Origin of the sequence: Halobacillus seohaensis, assembly GCF_042663045.1 — a bacterium.
GTDB lineage: Bacteria > Bacillota > Bacilli > Bacillales > Halobacillaceae > Halobacillus_A > Halobacillus_A seohaensis.
In genome coordinates, this window is sequence record NZ_JBHSZV010000037.1 from 42,272 (window position 1) to 59,271 (window position 17,000).

17 protein-coding genes and 1 pseudogene are annotated in these 17,000 nt (G+C 39.9%); 13 read left to right on the forward strand and 5 right to left on the reverse strand.

Going from position 1 to position 17,000, the window contains the following annotated elements:
* From yaaA to dnaA, 3 genes are all read right to left on the reverse strand, one after another.
* Positions 1–222: a S4 domain-containing protein YaaA gene (gene yaaA / locus ACFQIC_RS14545; protein ID WP_204711564.1), complete on the reverse strand. Its 222-nt coding sequence runs from the start codon at positions 220–222 to the stop codon at positions 1–3.
* Between the two features lie 407 nt (positions 223–629).
* Positions 630–1,772: a DNA polymerase III subunit beta gene (dnaN, locus tag ACFQIC_RS14550; RefSeq protein WP_204711566.1), complete on the reverse strand. Its 1,143-nt coding sequence runs from the start codon at positions 1,770–1,772 to the stop codon at positions 630–632.
* 165 nt (positions 1,773–1,937) lie between these two features.
* Positions 1,938–3,293, reverse strand: coding sequence for a chromosomal replication initiator protein DnaA (gene dnaA / locus ACFQIC_RS14555; protein WP_204711568.1), 1,356 nt, complete (start codon positions 3,291–3,293; stop codon positions 1,938–1,940).
* Between the two features lie 668 nt (positions 3,294–3,961).
* Here dnaA and rpmH point away from each other — a divergent pair.
* The 8 genes from rpmH (at position 3,962) to ACFQIC_RS14595 (ending at position 10,834) form a co-directional block, all read left to right on the forward strand.
* Positions 3,962–4,096 carry a 50S ribosomal protein L34 gene (gene rpmH, locus ACFQIC_RS14560; protein ID WP_204711570.1) on the forward strand — a complete coding sequence of 45 codons (135 nt, stop codon included), beginning with the start codon at positions 3,962–3,964 and terminating at the stop codon, positions 4,094–4,096.
* 83 nt (positions 4,097–4,179) lie between these two features.
* Positions 4,180–4,533 carry a ribonuclease P protein component gene (rnpA, locus tag ACFQIC_RS14565; RefSeq protein ID WP_204711572.1) on the forward strand — a complete coding sequence of 118 codons (354 nt, stop codon included), beginning with the start codon at positions 4,180–4,182 and terminating at the stop codon, positions 4,531–4,533.
* A gap of 77 nt (positions 4,534–4,610) precedes the next feature.
* Complete coding sequence (gene spoIIIJ / locus ACFQIC_RS14570) at positions 4,611–5,372, forward strand: YidC family membrane integrase SpoIIIJ (protein WP_204711574.1); 762 nt, start codon at positions 4,611–4,613, stop codon at positions 5,370–5,372.
* A complete protein-coding gene (jag, locus tag ACFQIC_RS14575; protein ID WP_204711576.1) occupies positions 5,369–5,986 on the forward strand; it encodes an RNA-binding cell elongation regulator Jag/EloR in 618 nt (205 codons plus the stop codon). Before spoIIIJ ends, jag begins: the two co-directional genes overlap by 4 nt.
* Positions 5,987–6,216: 230 nt before the next feature.
* Positions 6,217–7,593 carry a tRNA uridine-5-carboxymethylaminomethyl(34) synthesis GTPase MnmE gene (mnmE, locus tag ACFQIC_RS14580; RefSeq protein WP_204711578.1) on the forward strand — a complete coding sequence of 459 codons (1,377 nt, stop codon included), beginning with the start codon at positions 6,217–6,219 and terminating at the stop codon, positions 7,591–7,593.
* A gap of 26 nt (positions 7,594–7,619) precedes the next feature.
* Positions 7,620–9,509: a tRNA uridine-5-carboxymethylaminomethyl(34) synthesis enzyme MnmG gene (gene mnmG / locus ACFQIC_RS14585; RefSeq protein ID WP_204711580.1), complete on the forward strand. Its 1,890-nt coding sequence runs from the start codon at positions 7,620–7,622 to the stop codon at positions 9,507–9,509.
* Between the two features lie 15 nt (positions 9,510–9,524).
* The gene (gene rsmG / locus ACFQIC_RS14590; protein WP_204711582.1) at positions 9,525–10,241 is read left to right on the forward strand and encodes a 16S rRNA (guanine(527)-N(7))-methyltransferase RsmG; all 717 of its coding nucleotides are present in this window, start codon (positions 9,525–9,527) and stop codon (positions 10,239–10,241) included.
* A 95-nt stretch (positions 10,242–10,336) separates the two neighbouring features.
* Positions 10,337–10,834: a metallophosphoesterase family protein gene (locus ACFQIC_RS14595; protein ID WP_204711584.1), complete on the forward strand. Its 498-nt coding sequence runs from the start codon at positions 10,337–10,339 to the stop codon at positions 10,832–10,834.
* Here ACFQIC_RS14595 and nei read toward each other — a convergent pair.
* The gene (nei, locus tag ACFQIC_RS14600; protein WP_204711586.1) at positions 10,816–11,643 is read right to left on the reverse strand and encodes an endonuclease VIII; all 828 of its coding nucleotides are present in this window, start codon (positions 11,641–11,643) and stop codon (positions 10,816–10,818) included. The genes ACFQIC_RS14595 and nei overlap by 19 nt on opposite strands.
* A gap of 769 nt (positions 11,644–12,412) precedes the next feature.
* Between nei and ACFQIC_RS14605 the strand changes: the two are divergent.
* A pseudogene (locus ACFQIC_RS14605) lies at positions 12,413–12,544 on the forward strand (hypothetical protein); the annotation flags it as partial.
* Complete coding sequence (locus tag ACFQIC_RS14610; protein ID WP_204711606.1) at positions 12,517–12,852, forward strand: DUF2252 family protein; 336 nt, start codon at positions 12,517–12,519, stop codon at positions 12,850–12,852. The pseudogene ACFQIC_RS14605 and the gene ACFQIC_RS14610, both read left to right, overlap by 28 nt.
* 509 nt (positions 12,853–13,361) lie before the next feature.
* Here ACFQIC_RS14610 and ACFQIC_RS14615 read toward each other — a convergent pair.
* Positions 13,362–14,018 carry a hypothetical protein gene (locus ACFQIC_RS14615; RefSeq protein WP_204711588.1) on the reverse strand — a complete coding sequence of 219 codons (657 nt, stop codon included), beginning with the start codon at positions 14,016–14,018 and terminating at the stop codon, positions 13,362–13,364.
* Between the two features lie 1,411 nt (positions 14,019–15,429).
* On the opposite strand from ACFQIC_RS14615, the gene ACFQIC_RS14620 reads away from it, so the two are divergent.
* From ACFQIC_RS14620 to ACFQIC_RS14630, 3 genes are all read left to right on the forward strand, one after another.
* Positions 15,430–15,654, forward strand: a complete 225-nt coding sequence (locus tag ACFQIC_RS14620) for a DUF1659 domain-containing protein (RefSeq protein ID WP_204708779.1) — start codon at positions 15,430–15,432, stop codon at positions 15,652–15,654.
* A 32-nt stretch (positions 15,655–15,686) separates the two neighbouring features.
* Positions 15,687–15,899 (forward strand): DUF2922 domain-containing protein, encoded by a 213-nt coding sequence (locus tag ACFQIC_RS14625; RefSeq protein WP_204707988.1) that lies wholly within the window; start codon positions 15,687–15,689, stop codon positions 15,897–15,899.
* A gap of 80 nt (positions 15,900–15,979) precedes the next feature.
* Positions 15,980–16,111, forward strand: a complete 132-nt coding sequence (locus ACFQIC_RS14630; protein ID WP_204707987.1) for a YvrJ family protein — start codon at positions 15,980–15,982, stop codon at positions 16,109–16,111.
* Positions 16,112–17,000 lie beyond the last annotated feature (889 nt).

Consider the following 17,000-nt stretch of genomic DNA (forward strand, 5'->3'; position numbering starts at 1 on the left):
TTAATCTTCTCGGGCAACCTCATAAACTCCAAATTCAGGAATTTCAACACTATCTCCCAGGTAAAGTTTTCGTCCACGGCGTTGCTCTCGTTCACCATTTACGTAGACTTCAAATTCTGCTAGAAAAATTTTCACCATTCCACCTGATTCAACAACATTACTTAATTTCAAGAATTGACCAAGTTGAATGTATTCAGTGGATATTTCAATGCGTTCGCTCATAAATTCACCCTATTTTTCGTGGTTTGTCTTGTCTCTCTATTTTACTAAAGATATTGCCTTAAGGAAAGTAAACCGAAGAATATAACAGAAAATAGATAAATTGTCCGTCATTTCTCGTTAAAAAGTAAAAAACCGTCATGATGTGATTTTCAAAACGGCTTTTTAAAAATTGGCTATATTAAAACGTTAATATTACTAGTTGCCTGATTTGAGGAAGGGGGTTGGTTCCGTAAGTGTATCCAATCCCTTAATTTATATTTAGTACCTCTATTATACAAGAACCCCCGTCTATTTAGAAAGTAAATAGCGGGGGTTCTTGATGGATTGGACTTTTTCAGTGGCCTCAGTTGCTTCCCATCTCCTATTCACCTAAACAAAAGCATGATAAGTAAGATCAGCCTAAAAATTTAGTACGTTCGTACCGGAAGAATTAATTGTAAAATTTGATCATCATCGACTGGACGAATAAGGAATGGGCGCATGGCTCCAGTAAATTCGATCTTCACTTGTTCATTATTTACTGCCTTTAAAGAGTCCATCATATATTTAGCACTGAAGGAAATCTTCAATTCCTCTCCTTCAATCGAATTGGCAGTAACCTCTTCAACTACATTTCCTACTTCAGGAGAATTCCCATTAATTTCAATTTGGTTCCCATCTCTTGCAATCAATCGAACAACATTGTTGCGATTTTCTTTAGCTAATAGAGAAGCGCGATCAATTGATTGTAAGAGATCTTTTGTGTCAATTTTTACAATGGTTTTGCTTTGATCAGGAATTAAGCGAGAAGTCTCAGGGTAATTGCCATCTAATAGACGAGATAAGAAATACAAATGTTGTGTTCTAAATAGAACTTGATTTTCTGTCACGCTAATTTCGATAGTATCTTCTGAATCATCCAGAATTTTATTTAATTCATTTAAACTTTTACCAGGAATGACAACCGCAGGCACTTCACCTTGTCCTTCTCTTTTCTCTAAAGGAATTTTACGTGAAGCAAGTCGATGACTGTCAGTAGCAGTGAAATGAAGTTCACCGTTTTCAATTTTCACGTGTACCCCCGTTAGAATGGGGCGCGTTTCTGATGTAGAAACTGCGAAGACAGTTTGTCGAATAAGACTTTTTAATAAATCTATTGGCAATTCAAAACTATCCTCTGTATGAAGTTGGGGTAATTGGGGATACTCTTCAGCATCTTGGCCATTCAAGTGAAATTCCGCTTTTCCTGAACGTATCGTTACATTGCGTTTGTCATCATTTTCTATATCAACATTTTTTTGAGGAAGCTTACGAACGATATCTGGGAAATATTTTGCCTGGAGTACTACACTACCAGGTTCAATATTTTCAACATATACAATTCCATCTTCTTCAGCAGGAATGAAAGATTCAATAGAGATATCAGAATCACTACCTGTTAACTTAACTCCACTAGGTGTAGCCTCTAATTTAATTCCCGTTAAGATTGGAATCGTTGTTCGTGACGAAATAGCTTTCATCACATTCTGTACACTCTCCATTAATTGTTCTCTTTGAATTGAAAATTTCATGGATGAAATTCCTCCTGTATATATTAATTATTATTATAAAAAGTAGTAATAGAAGTCGTAGGGCCTGTGGATTTGTGGATAAACACTTTTTCTTTAAGTCACACATGATTATCCACATGTGTATAAGTTGTTGATGTATGTGACCTACTTATACACACTATTCAGCTAGTGCGTTTTTAATTGTTCTGTGATTTCATCCAATTCTTTTTGGATCTGTTGATCTGTTGCGATCATTTTAGAGATTTTTTCATGAGCATGAATAACAGTTGTGTGATCTCGTCCGCCAAATTCTTCACCTATTTTTGGTAAAGAGAAATCGGTCAATTCTCGAGATAGATACATAGCTATTTGGCGTGGAAAGGCAATCGATTTCGTACGCTTTTTAGCTGGAAAGTCTTCTAAACGAATATTATATTTTTCCCCTACCAGTTCCTGAATAGCTTGAATCGTAATGACACGCGGCTTTGAGCTAGGGATTATATCTTTTAAAGCCTCTGCTGCTAGCGAGGCGTTTATATCATGATTAATTAAGGAAGAATAAGCAACAACTCGTATAAGTGCACCTTCAAGTTCGCGAATGTTTGTATCAATTTGATTGGCAATATAAAGCATGACTTCATTAGGAATATCTAAACCTTCTGCCTTCGCTTTTTTACGAAGGATGGCGATTCTTGTCTCTAAATCTGGAGGCGTAATATCAGTAATCAGCCCCCATTCAAAACGTGAACGTAAGCGATCCTCTAAAGTGGGTATTTCTTTTGGTGGGCGATCACTAGAGATTACTATTTGTTTACTTTCTTCGTGAAGAGTATTAAATGTATGGAAAAATTCCTCTTGGGTTTGTTCTTTTCCAGCTAAGAATTGAATATCATCAATTAACAGAACGTCGACACTCCGATATTTATTGCGAAAATTCACGGCTCTATTATCACGGATCGAGTTAATAAACTCATTCGTAAATTTTTCAGATGATAGATAAACAACTTTTGCGTTGGGATTATGATCAAGGACATAGTGCCCAATGGCATGCATTAAGTGAGTTTTACCTAGACCAACCCCCCCATATATGAATAAGGGATTATATGCTTTTGCAGGTGCCTCTGCTACAGCTAGAGATGCAGCATGGGCAAAACGGTTGCCTGATCCTATAACAAACGTATCAAAGGTATATTTGGAATTGAGCATACTTTGTGTTGACTCTTCATTACCTTTATCTCTTACATTAGCCCTCTTTTTATCTGCAAGTTTTACATCATCGAGTTGATCATCTTTCGTTTCAGGAATAATGAATTTGGTTGATAATTGTGCTCCAGTAACCTCCTGAAGTGTTTCAGTAATGAGACTTTCATATTGATTTTCAAGCCAGTCTCTAGCAAATTCATTCGGAGCAACAATCGTTAACGAGTTTTCGTTTAAAGAGTCAGCCTTGGTTGCCTTTAGCCAGGTTTCAAAGCTTGGTTTACTTATTTTTTCTTTTATCTTTTCTAACGTGTTGTCCCATAGTTCGTGAATATTCTCCAAGTTTTCACCCCTTTCTACAATTTATCAATTTCTGAAAACAAAAAAGCCTTTCGTTCTCTTTTTCGAACGGCGTTAAAAAGATCGAAAGGTGTTTGTATAATGTTTGTTTAACGAAAAAAGCCATTCTTTTGAAATTGTTTGTGGACGAGCATCCTCTTTCTAAAAAAGGGATGATGCATGTTATTATCATTATCCACATTCCTGTTAATAAGTGTTTAAACAACCTTGTTAACACATGTCCACATGTTATCCACAACCTGTGAATACTTTTACATTTGAATTCTGAACAATCACAGTTAAACACAAATATAGTACCAGATAAAGTCACTTCATGCAATGGTTTAGGTGAACTTATCCACAATTTCAACCCCTTGTAGATATTATCCCTCCACAACACTAGATGATGTGAATATCTTGTCGATATTTGTTGTGGATAGTCTTAAAGTAGAGAAAAAACTATACACAGCCCCTGTGAATGTTCTCTGAAAAAGCATAAAAAACGACATCATTCAGTGTTATATAACAACATCTGTTATATAACTGTTTTAACGTGCGGTTGATCTATTGATAGAGAAAGGTCATTGACATAGAATAGGTCATTGCTTATAATTATCGGGAATGCCTTTTAAAAGTATGTAAAGGAATTTTCCTCAGGAGGTGTATATATAATGAAACGCACATTTCAACCAAATACTCGTAAGCGCAAGAAGGTACATGGTTTCCGTAGTCGTATGAGTACGAAGAATGGTCGCAACGTTCTTGCTCGTCGTCGCCGTAAAGGAAGAAAAGTATTATCAGCATAGGCCACTGAAAAAATCAGTGGTCTTTTTTCTAGTCTAAGTTTAGATAAGGCGCGTGCGCTTTTCTTTTCGGAGGTCTTGAGTCCATGAAGAAAACTTACCGAATAAAAAAGAATAAAGAATTCCAACAGATATTTCACCATGGCCAGTCTTTCGCTAATCGACAACTTGTCCTTTATTTTTTAAAGAAAAAGGATCAAGCGCATTTTCGAATTGGGTTATCGGTAAGTAAAAAGATTGGTCATGCTGTCATGAGAAATCAGATTAAAAGATACTTGCGACAGTCTTTTCATGAATTAGAAGGTCAAATTAAACCTGAATATGATTTCATCATCATTGCAAGGAAACCGACTCATCAGATGGGCTTTCATGAAATAAAGAGTAGTTTGACTCATGTCCTTCATAAGTCAAAACTTTTAGATAGAAAGTTGCGAAACTGACAATTTGTATAGTCATGACCTATGGAAAAGTGCTACACTACTCTATAGTGAAAGTGAATGTGTAAGGAGGAAGGACGTTGCGTAACAAATGGATAGCATTACTTGCAATGGCAGGTGTGCTTACGTTCTTATCCGGGTGTACCCAAGTTAACCAGGAAATCACCGAGGATAGTACAGGTTTTTGGAATGAATATATTGTTTTTCCGTTATCTCAAACGCTGCAATTTTTTGCTGATTCTACAGGTGGAAGCTATGGTTTATCCATTATAATCGTAACGATCATTATTCGTTTGGTTCTACTGCCATTAAACGTAAAACAGCTTAAAAGTTCAAAATCGATGCAAGAAATCCAACCACAACTACAAGAGCTTCGTTCGAAGTATAGCTCAAAAGATGCTCAATCTCAGCAGAAGCTTCAACAAGAAACAATGCAGCTATTTCAAAAGAATGGCGTTAATCCGCTAGCCGGTTGTTTACCAATCGTCGTGCAAATGCCCGTTTTAATTGGGTTCTATCACGCGATTATGCGTACAGAGACGATTCAGACTCATGATTTTCTCTGGTTACAACTAGGCACTGCTGACCCATTTCTAGCTATATTGACTGCTGCAACAACTTTCTTACAGCAAAAGCTAATGATGGCGGGCGGCGCGGCTGCTCAAAATCCGCAAATGCAGATGATGTTGTACATTATGCCATTAATGATTGGTACATTTGCATTCTTCTTCCCATCCGCATTAGCCTTATACTGGATCGTCGGTAACATCGTTATGATCTTACAAACTTTATTCATACGTAAGCCTATGATGAAAGATACGACGGGAGGAACAGCCGAGTGAATCAGATAACTGCTACGGGAACAACAGTTGAAGAAGCGGTCCAGTCAGCACTAGAACAATTACAGACATCAAAGGACCAGGTAGAAGTTGAAGTCATTGATGAAGGTAAAAAAGGGTTTTTGGGAATTTTTGGAACGAAACCAGCTATTGTAAAAGTTTCAATCGTTAAAGATCCAGTGCAGGACGCCGAATCATTCATCCTAGAAGTAGCAGAGCAAATGGGAGCGCCTGTTAAAGTAAAGACAGAAGTAAATGGGCGTGACATTTTTATCGAATTATTTGGTGAAAAAATCGCCATGCTCATCGGTAAACGTGGACAAACCCTAAACTCATTGCAATATCTCGTTCAACTTGCTGTTAATCGAGATGCTGATCAATATTATATGGTCATGCTCGATGCTGAAAACTACCGGGCTCGAAGAAAAGAAACACTAGAAACCTTAGCCAATCGTCTCGCCGACAAAGCGTTACGGATTGGAGAATCGGTTAACCTAGAACCAATGCCGTCTTACGAAAGAAAGATTATTCATGCTGCTTTGCAAAACAATAATCAAGTAGAGACGGATTCAGCAGGTAATGATCCCAAACGTCATATTGTTATCCGTCCTTCATAAAGCTAAGAAAATGAAGTAGATGTTATAGAATGTTTCTGTCAAAAAAATTGGCAGGAACATTTTTTTTATGAGTAAATAGAAGAACTTAAAAGTTATACACATGTGGATAAAAACAACCACCCTCTTTCCAAACTACCCCAAAGTATGATAAGCTATTATGTTAGTGAGTTTAATTTTCATCCCCATGTGGATAACTATAGATAAAAAATTCAAGAAGGAGGTGACCGCGTGTGGAAATGGATACGATTACGGCAATATCAACACCAATGGGCGAAGGTGCCATCGCGATCGTTCGATTAAGCGGTCCGGAAGCTGTATCGATTGCAACTTCACTTTTTAAAGGAAAAAATTTAACTCAAGTAGATTCCCATACGATGCATTATGGGAAGTTGATGGATCCGCAAACAGAAGAAATTGCAGAAGAAGTGATGATTTCTGTGATGCGTGCTCCCAAAACCTTTACACGTGAAGATGTCGTGGAGATTAATTGCCACGGTGGACTCGTTTCTGTGAATCGCGTCCTAGAAATTGCATTAGCTGCCGGAGCTCGATTAGCTGAGCCAGGAGAGTTTACAAAGCGAGCATTTATGAATGGACGAATCGACCTTTCCCAGGCGGAAGCCGTCATGGACTTGATCCGTGCTAAAACAGACCGAGCCATGAACGTTGCATTAAAACAAATGGACGGCCGTTTATCCAACCTCATTCAAGAACTTCGTCAAAAACTTCTTGAAACGCTCGCCCACGTCGAAGTGAACATTGACTATCCTGAATATGATGATGTGGAAGAAATGTCGAACGATATGATGAGGCAGAAAACGAAAGAAGTTCAAGAAGAAGTAGATAAATTACTAGAAACTGCACGGCAAGGGAAAATTTTACGAGAAGGGTTAGGCACAGCCATTATCGGTCGCCCTAATGTAGGAAAATCTTCTCTAATGAATGCCCTCGTGCACGAAAATAAAGCCATCGTAACTGAAGTACCAGGAACTACTCGAGATGTAATTGAAGAGTATGTAAACGTACGAGGTGTCCCATTACGACTAATTGACACCGCAGGCATTCGCGAGACCGAAGATATTGTTGAACGTATCGGAGTTGAACGCTCCAGACAAGTATTACAAGAAGCCGACCTCATCCTCCTTGTGTTAAACTATGGAGATGAACTAACAGAAGAAGATAAGAAGCTTTTCGAAGCTGTTCACGATATGAATATCATCGTTATCGTCAATAAAACAGACCTAGAACCGAAATTAGATATTGATGAAGTTAAAAGGTTAACAGCTGATCATCCAGTTATTACGACAGCACTTATTCGTGAAGAAGGCATTGATCAGCTCGAAAACGCCATCTCCAACACGTTCTTCGAAGGCGATCTTGATACCGGCGATATGACTTACGTCTCAAACGTTCGTCACGTGCAGCTGCTAAAAGAAGCAAATCAAGCTTTAGAAGATGCGAAGAACGGTATGGATATGGGGGTTCCCATTGATGTTGTACAAATCGACGTCACACGTACGTGGGAACTACTCGGTGAAATTATCGGAGATGCTGTACACGAAAGTTTAATTGACCAACTGTTTTCACAATTTTGCTTAGGGAAATAATATAAATTAAAGGAGAGACGACCAAAATGACTTACGATGCAGGGCATTATGATGTAATTGTTATTGGTGCCGGTCATGCTGGAGTGGAAGCAGGGATTGCAGCTGCAAAACGCGGTGCGAAGACGCTTATGCTAACACTGAACTTAGATTTGGTTGCGTTTATGCCGTGCAACCCGTCCATCGGCGGACCGGCAAAAGGAGTAGTCGTACGCGAAATCGATGCCTTAGGTGGCGCGATGGGGAAAGTTATCGACAAAACACACATTCAAATGCGTTTATTAAATACGAGAAAAGGACCAGCCGTTCGTGCGCTTCGTGCACAAGCTGATAAACCTTTATATATAAAAGAAATGAAGCGAGTGCTTGAGACTCAAGAGAACTTGACTCTACGCCAAGGAATGGTAGAGAAGATTCTGGTAGAGGATGATCAAATTAAAGGGGTCGTGACGGAAACGAAAGCCGCCTATTATGCTCCCACAGTAATAGTAACGACAGGGACGTTTATGCGTGGGCGTGTGATTATTGGTGACCTATCTTATGAAAGTGGTCCAAACAACCAACGTACGTCTGTTTCTTTATCTGAGCAGTTAGAAGAACTTGGTATTGAAATGGTCCGTTTTAAAACGGGAACTCCAATGCGTGTGAACAGCCGTACAATTGATTATTCTAAGACCGAGATTCAGCCCGGCGAAGAGGAACCGCGTTTCTTTTCCTATGAAACAACGGAATTTATTACCGATCAAATTCCATGTTGGTTGACGTACACCAATGAAACTACCCATCAAATCATTAATGATAACTTGGGTCTTTCTGCGATGTACTCCGGTATGATCAAAGGTACAGGGCCACGTTATTGCCCATCCATTGAAGATAAAATTGTTCGATTTAATGATAAGCCGCGTCATCAGATCTTCCTAGAACCTGAAGGCCGTGACACAGAAGAAGTTTACGTTCAAGGGCTTTCCACATCCCTTCCTGAATTTATTCAAAAGGAAATGATGGAGACCGTTCCTGGACTTGAGAAAGCAGAAATTATGAGAGCAGGCTATGCGATTGAGTATGACTCTGTCGTGCCTACTACACTATGGCCTACACTTGAAACGAAGAAGATTAGTGGACTATTTACTGCCGGACAAATTAACGGCACCTCAGGTTATGAAGAAGCGGCTGGACAAGGTCTAATGGCCGGAATTAACGCAGCTGCCAAATCCCTGGACTTAGACACGCTTATTTTAGACCGTTCACAAGCCTATATCGGTGTTATGATCGATGATCTTGTGACAAAAGGTACCGATGAACCGTATCGTCTGCTAACATCACGTGCAGAGTTCCGCTTAATGCTTCGCCATGATAATGCGGATTTACGTCTTACCGAAATTGGACATCAATATGGTACGATTTCTGACGAACGCTATGAACGCTTCCTTGAGAAAAAGCGTTTGATTGAACAAGAGCAAGCTCGTCTAGAAAAAGTTATATTAAAACCAACTGATGACGTTCAAGCTGCGATAGATGAAGCGGGAGGCAGTCGTCTAAAAGAAGCCGCTCGTGCCACAGACTTGCTTCGTCGTCCGGAAATGACGTATGAATTAATTGCAAGAGTTACACCAAGCGACGTATCGCTAAGTGAAGAAGTAACGGAACAAGTAGAAATTCAAATGAAGTATACAGGTTATATTAAAAAAGCACTCGAACAAATCGAGCGTATGCGCAAAATGGAAACAAAAACGATTCCTGAATCCATCGATTACGATGACATTCATGGGTTGGCAACAGAAGCACGTGATCGATTGAAAGAGGTTCGCCCTCTATCAGTAGGTCAAGCTTCTCGTGTGTCTGGTGTAAATCCAGCTGATGTTTCTATCCTTCTTGTGTATATTGAACAAGGGAAAATTGCCCGCGTTTCTGGCGAATAGGGAAAGGGTGGACTTATGGATACAAATACCTTCCTCACTACACTAAAAGACCAAGGCATCGAATTAGACGACAAACAGCAACAACAGTTTGAGAAATATTTCGAAATATTGGTAGAGTGGAATGAAAAAATGAATTTAACGGCTATTACGGATCGTGAAGGTGTTTACTTAAAGCATTTTTATGATTCGTTAACGGCGGGTTTTTATCATGACTTCAATCAGCCGCTTCACATTTGTGACGTCGGAGCGGGAGCCGGATTTCCTAGTATCCCTTTGAAAATTGCTTTTCCACAAATTAAAGTGACAATTGTCGATTCATTAAAGAAACGAATCAGCTTTTTGAATCACTTAGCCCACGAACTTGGGTTGAATGATGTTGCTTTTTATCATGATCGTGCTGAGAATTTTGGTAAAAATCCGAAGTTTCGTGAAGGGTATGATCTTGTGATGGCACGTGCGGTAGCTCGAATGTCCGTGCTTAGTGAATTGTGTCTGCCGTTAACAGCAAAAGGTGGGTACTTTCTCGCTATGAAAGGTCCCAACTTGCGGGATGAAATGAAACTTGCACAAATGGCGATTCAAACCGTTGGAGGCGAGATTGTCGATGTTCATACGTTTGATCTACCTGAAGAAGGAAGTGAACGCAACATCGCTATTATAGAAAAACGCCGTCAAACTCCTAAAAAGTATCCGCGTAAAGCGGGAACTCCCAATAAATCACCGATCGAATAAGTAGGTCAGGCCACCTTTTTCTTTATAGAAAAAGGTGGTCTTTTTGATATATAAGTGTAATGGCACTTAGAAGGAATAAGACAGGAGTGAAGAATATGGAGATTGTCGTAGTATCTGATACTCATATGCCAAAGAAAAATAAACCGATGCCGGATCGATTAAAACAAGAGATGAAAAAGGCGGACTTAGTCATCCACGCTGGCGACTGGCAAACCCCTGAAGTTTATGAAGAGTTCCAGCAATATGGCAAACTGATTGGTGTCTATGGCAACGTAGATACAGATGAAATAAAGCAACTTGTTCCGCGCCGTCAGATCATAAGTATTCAAGGTTTTTCTATAGGGATTGTCCACGGACATGGAGAAAAGAAAACGACAGAAAAACGCGTGGTTGAAGAATTTGACCAAGAAAAAGTTGATCTTATTATTTTTGGACACTCCCACTTGCCGCTTCTCAAATTTTCAAAGAAAACAATGCTTTTTAATCCAGGGTCAGCGACTGATAAACGGCGTCTCCCTTATTATTCATTTGGAAAGTTAACGATGGGTAGTGAAATTCTTGCCAAGCATATATTTTATAATTCTTTGCTTTGACAAGTTGGGCAATAATAACAACGGCGAGAACCAGCCATGATTTTTATGATTTCTGTACCATCCATTCGACAAGGCTGACCTTCCCGATTAAATACCCAGTACCTGTATTGATCATGAGCGACTCCTAGATCTTTTAAACGTTGAACCAATTCTAAATTATTGGTAATTCCTCCATTTTGATACGATCTCCACATCAAATCAATAGAGGTTCGGGCTGCTTTCTCCAGCTGTTCCACTGTACAATCGATCGGTCTTAGCTCTGGATGAATGCCGGACACAAATAAAATTTCGCTGCGTAAATAATTTCCGATACCGGCGATAAAGGCTTGATCTAAAAGTAAGGAAGTCCACCTTCGCTTTCTAAATCTATTACTTTGGAAGCGACGAACAAGATCTGTGACCGAAACTTTGTCATTTAATAGATCTGGACCTACTTTAGCAATGAAGGGATGAAGTGGCACCTCTTCATCACGTAGGACTTCAATATCTGAGGCGCTATAAAGAAGTGCTGAATTTTTCTCATTATGGATGGCTAACCGAAGCTGACGGTTTGTTTCTGGATAGGCATAGGCTTTGCCTACATACCATTTCCCGTACAATTGATTATGAGAATAGATCGTATAACCATTATCGAATCGTATCAGCATTGCTTTGCCTTTTGTTTCTACTTTTTGTATAGAAGCCGTCTTTAGTCTTTCCTGGTAGTGCTGTAAATGATGAAAGGCAAAAGATATCTCTTTTACAGACTGACCAACGAGTGCTCTTTCTACCTCATCAGCAGCTTTGCGAATTTCTGGACCTTCTGGCATAACAATAAACTCCTTTTGATCAGCTTTCGACATATCCTATCATGAAGAGTTACTCAACATTCTCTTCCATGATCAATTATTTTACTATAGTCCCCTATTTATTAAAAAGAAATAATAAGGAACCTGAATGTGATAATAAGTAGCTCCGATACGGCGAAGAGATTTATGAAAAAACATGCTAATTATCAGACCAAATTGCAACTCAAATAACATAATGGCAACACCTATTGTCAACGTTTAACAGAGCAGGAGGGTTGAAGATTCGATTCCGAGATGATTGTGTGGAGAAAGGGGCGGTGGGGAAGGAGTCGCTTTCCGTGGGCGTGCGCTGAGCCTCCTCAGGCTGGCGCCGAGGCCACTGAAAAAGTGTTTGAATTTAATACGGGAAGAGAATCACAGTCAACATGTTGATTTTAAATAAAATATCAATCGTACATATAGTGGTTGGTTAAGTTGATTCTCTTAATAAATTCACTTTTTCAGTGGCCTCCTGGCGCCTTGCGGGGTCTCATCTAACCCGCGTATCCCACAGGAGTCTCCCCCTTCCCCACCGCCCCTTGCCGTAAGTTTCTATCGGAATCGTGCCGTTCTACCGTTACTGTTAAAGTATGAGGTCGGGGAAATAACTCGCTTCCCGTGTACGGTGAGCCTCCTTGGACTTCGTCGAGGCCACTGAAAAAGTCCTTACAAAGAAAAATACAATGGGACCACCTACTATATATCGGCAGTCTCATTGACATTTCCTTCTATATATTGATTGATTTAGTTTTTGTTCTCTTATATTATCAGCTTTTTAGGAACCTTGCGTAAGGTTGCTGAAACCGGGTATGATGGCGTCGAATTTGCGGGATATTTCGGTACATCCAGTCGTGAATTAAAAAGAAATTTAGACGAGTTAGGTTTCGGCGATCATCGACCGCTTTTGCAGAAGAGGTGGATCCGGAACAGCTGCTTGATAGAAACAGCATGCTTGCGACCGTGGAAACGATGGGGAAAGTAACTGCGAAAATCCACGCGCGTGCGGATTCGGATGTGGATGCTTCCCTTCCGCATGAAAGTGAAGTTGAGATTCTGAAGGCGATCGGCAATCTCGACCGCTTCGTTGACGACCTTACCCAGATGGAAATGTTTTATAAGCGTCAAGTAGAAAAGGATTTTCAGTTGTTCACGGAATGGGTGGAAAAGGAGTTTCAAAAAAGAGAAGAGTAACGAAGGACGGCCCACTTAATTCTAAGTAGTTCCGTTACGGTGGATAAACATACGAAATAGCTTACCAACTAGCTGGCCAAATCGCATATGATTTGGTCTATCTTTTTTTGTGATGTTGATTTTTTAATTAAGAGTGTAATTTCCAATTCATGTTAAAATAAATGTGGAGATTGTGAACCGTACTTAAACGAGCAGGTTAAATGGAAATCAATTATTATAAAACCTCAAAATAATTCATCTTATCTTCAGCTCATCTCTCCTGTTAGGTCCTATTAGAATCTTGAAAAAGGGCCCCAACTGTAGTTATAGCACAGCGGGGGTAGGGTGCCGTTAATCTTCGTTCCCTAACCGTACCTATTACATATCGCACTGAAATTCAAATCGTAGAACAGTTGGCAGCGGAAGGATGTGAGTTTGTATCACAAGCCGGTTGGTTCGATGAAATGACCAGGAAGAAGTGAAAAAAGAGGCTGCCGAATGAAATGGGCAGCCTCTAAAAATTTTAATTGTTATTGAGAGTTATTTTCCATTTGCTCTATAGCCTCTGGATACTTAACTTCATCAAATTCCTCACCTGATGTGTTTTCAATAGTAATGTTTACAGAGTATTCATCTTCACCTTTACCTTCAAATACTTGATACATCATCCCGGACATACCTAGAGTCATGGTAGCAAAACCATCCATACTGTTTTCATATTTCTTCTGGTCTACAACCATGGTGAACTCAGTAAAATTGTCATTATACGTAATGTCTTGAACAGATGAGTAGTCTCCGCTGTTTTTCACTTCCTCTACACTTTCCACGACACCCTTTTTAGTTTCTTTAAGCATTTCTTTATGCGCGGATTTAGACATTTTATAAGTTACAGAACCATTATCGTTCTGTGTTACTTCTTTTACACCTTGTTCCTTAGCTTCTGCTGTGATTTGATCCATGTTTTGTCCCTCTACCATAGAAGCAGGAAGGGTAACTTCAACATTCAGAAGACCTTTATCTACTTCAACCTTCTCTCCATCTTTTTCGTTTTCAGTCTTTTCTTCTGTATTTTCGCCCTCTGCACTTGTAGATGGCTCTTCTGTTGTGTCATTACCAGATTCATCAGAAGAACAGGCAGCTAGAAGACTTAAGATAAGAACAAATATTAATATAGTAAATTTTTTCATTTTTTATCCTCCCTTTGAATTGGTAGACTTCCAATTATAGCAAAATATATTCTTCATTTATATGGGTTTGAAATACAAATGAAACACTTTTGCGTACAAGCGTGAAGTGAAAATGACAGAATCTCTCTTAAAGGGAAGGTTATACATTGATCATCTTTTCCTCGATGGCCAGCATATGGTAATTTAGGTAGTATAAGTACATTATTTTCCAGGTAAGGGCGAGATTCGGAAGCTCTCTAAGCGATGTGAGCCACAATGATTCATTGATTAAGGAGGGTTTATGATATGTCAAAAAAATATATTAATGTAATTCTAAGCATTATCGAGAGATGTTGTTTCCGTTATGGTTGAAAGCGTTTGGAGGTCCGGGAAATCACTCGCTTTCCATGGGCATGTGGCGAGCTTCCTCGGGCTATCGCCCTGCGGGATCTCACCGATCATGTTCATCCCAGCTCTTACGCTTTATAAGGACGAAGGCTAAATCTGGTTCATCAATCCTATCGGCGTTATCCAGCTCCTGCGCCTAGCGGCTAGTGAGACTTCCCTCGCTTCTGTACGATAAGTCAACATCGAATCACGATGTTCTTCGTGTTTCCTTTATCTCCGACAGCTCAGTCCAGTCCATACGCCGCTGACCAAGGCGCCTCCGCTTTTAAAAGTGGAGTCTCGTGATTTCCCGGCCCTCCTTGCCATTGTGAGGCAGACGGAAACCTCAGTAATGGGTTCTTCAAATTGTAGGCTATTCATAGATGGGAGTGGGTGGCTAGGAAACGGGGAGATTCCCAAGCCCCCCCATTCGATGTGTGGAAACGAATCCCTTTCCCAGAAGGACTATCTTCCACTAACCGTGTTCTATTGCAATGAACCTCTCTCTATCAAGGATTTTAATAGGACCGCCCGCTATCAAGATTTGCATGCAAACTTAGGAATGGCTGCCTTTTCTTGAAGGGGTATCGAGACACTTATATGGTAAAGGGGCGGAGGGAAACGGGGAGACTCCTATGGGATGTGCGGGACAGCTGAGACCCCACAGGACGAAGTCCGAGGAGGCTCAGCGCCCGCCCCATGGAAAGCGAACCGTTTCCCGCAGCCCCTATATTCACACAAACATCTCGAATTCAAGTCTTCAATAATACGGTTTAATTGTAATCGTCCACAATCTCTCTATATATTTTAACATAAATCCCAATATTCCTTTTGGTTTACCAAAATCAACATTACAAATTACACCATAATTAGCCTAGTATGTAGCACGTTGACTATAGCTATTGTCACTATGTTATTTGTACTGTTATTTTAGATGTTCTCCAGGGTATCGGAACTACTTATTAAAAAGACGTTCACTTTTTTGTTTTTAAGGACACCTCAACTTCATTTCTATCGATTATAGAAGTGAAAGGAGGTGGTTGACATGGCAGTAACAGCAGATATGGTCAATACACAGTTGAAACTCGTCTTTGAAAATGGCACTGATGAAGAAGGAAATGTAACGTATCGTCGCAAATCTTTTAACAATGTGAAAATGGTAGCAACGGAAGAGCAACTTTATAATGTAGCTATAGCACTTGAAGCTCTTCAACAAAATTTACTATCAACAATTGAAAGAAATGACCGTTCTATTTTAGTAGATCTTTAAAATTAGATGAATCCTAGCCAGGGGGAATAAGTATGAAAAAGCTTGAGTTGAAATTTTTAAATGAAGAAGATAAAGTTGTCACGATTTCTATTGATCAACCTATTGAGCCTGCAGATGAGACTGAAATCAACGCAGCGATGGATGCAATCATTGCTGAAAATTGTTTTTATTCTAGCGGAGGAGATTTAGTTGCTAAGAAGGAAGCCAGAATTGTTGAAAGAAATGTTACGAGCATAGAATTGTAAGGAAGTTAAAGCCGCTATGTAAGAAGATAGCGGCTTTTTCTATAACTTAAAAAGGATAGGGGAAAAGGAAGTGAATTCTGATGGAAAATTGGTTGCCTTTTATAACAGATTTAGGCTTTCCTATTGCGGTGACATTTTATTTGCTTCATCGCATTGAAGGTAAGCTAGATGTGCTTATTGAAACACTACACCAATTCTCAAGCAAGGTATAACGACCAAAGAAGTTGCAGAAATCATAATATAATGCGCGCCCAAATTAACAAGTGATGACCACAATAAATGGTATTAAAAATGCTCCGAGCCCGCTTTTTTGCTCCGAGCATTTTTTTTGTTGGATTATTTAATTAACGCCTCATTATGTGGAAGTAACTACTATGTTAATTGGTATGCTATTTGCTATGTTGATTTTTATAGACCAAGTAGGTAATTATAATTTTGTATTAAAATATTTGTGGAGTTTGTGAAGAATTGATCTTAAATTAACAGAGCAGGATTGTTGAAGATTCGATTCCGAGATGATTGTGTGGAGAAAGGGGCGGTGGGGAAGGAGTCGCTTTCCGTGGGCGTGCGCTGAGCCTCCTCAGGCTGGCGCCTTCCGGGGTCTCATCTAACCCGCGTATCCCACTGGAGTCTCCCCCTTCCCCACCGCCCCTTGCCGTATGTTTCTATCGGACTCATGCCGTTCTACCGTTACTGTTAAAGTATGAGGTATCTGTTATATCTATTGAGCTACTAGTTAAAAAACGAGGTATGGCTAGGAGCTTAATTGGCGTGTATGCCTACCCTTGTAAAACCATTTCCAAATCTACATTACAGGTTAATTTGATGTCCTAAGTGGAACATTTCAATGGCAATAATTACACAGCCCCACGATTTTCACGTATGAGGCTTCTGCTCACGTGAAGATATTTCCGTTCTCCTCAAAAAAGCAAGAAGGTCCGGGAAATTGCGAGACTCCTGGAGCGACCGAGCATAGGTCGTAACATATAGCGGGTGGGATGCCCGTCGAGAAAGGACTAGCCATTCACTCGTAGCGAGTCTTGGAGGGCAGTTTGGTAACAGCTGACTTTAAGCGTAGACAGCTAGGTGATGGGCCGTAAG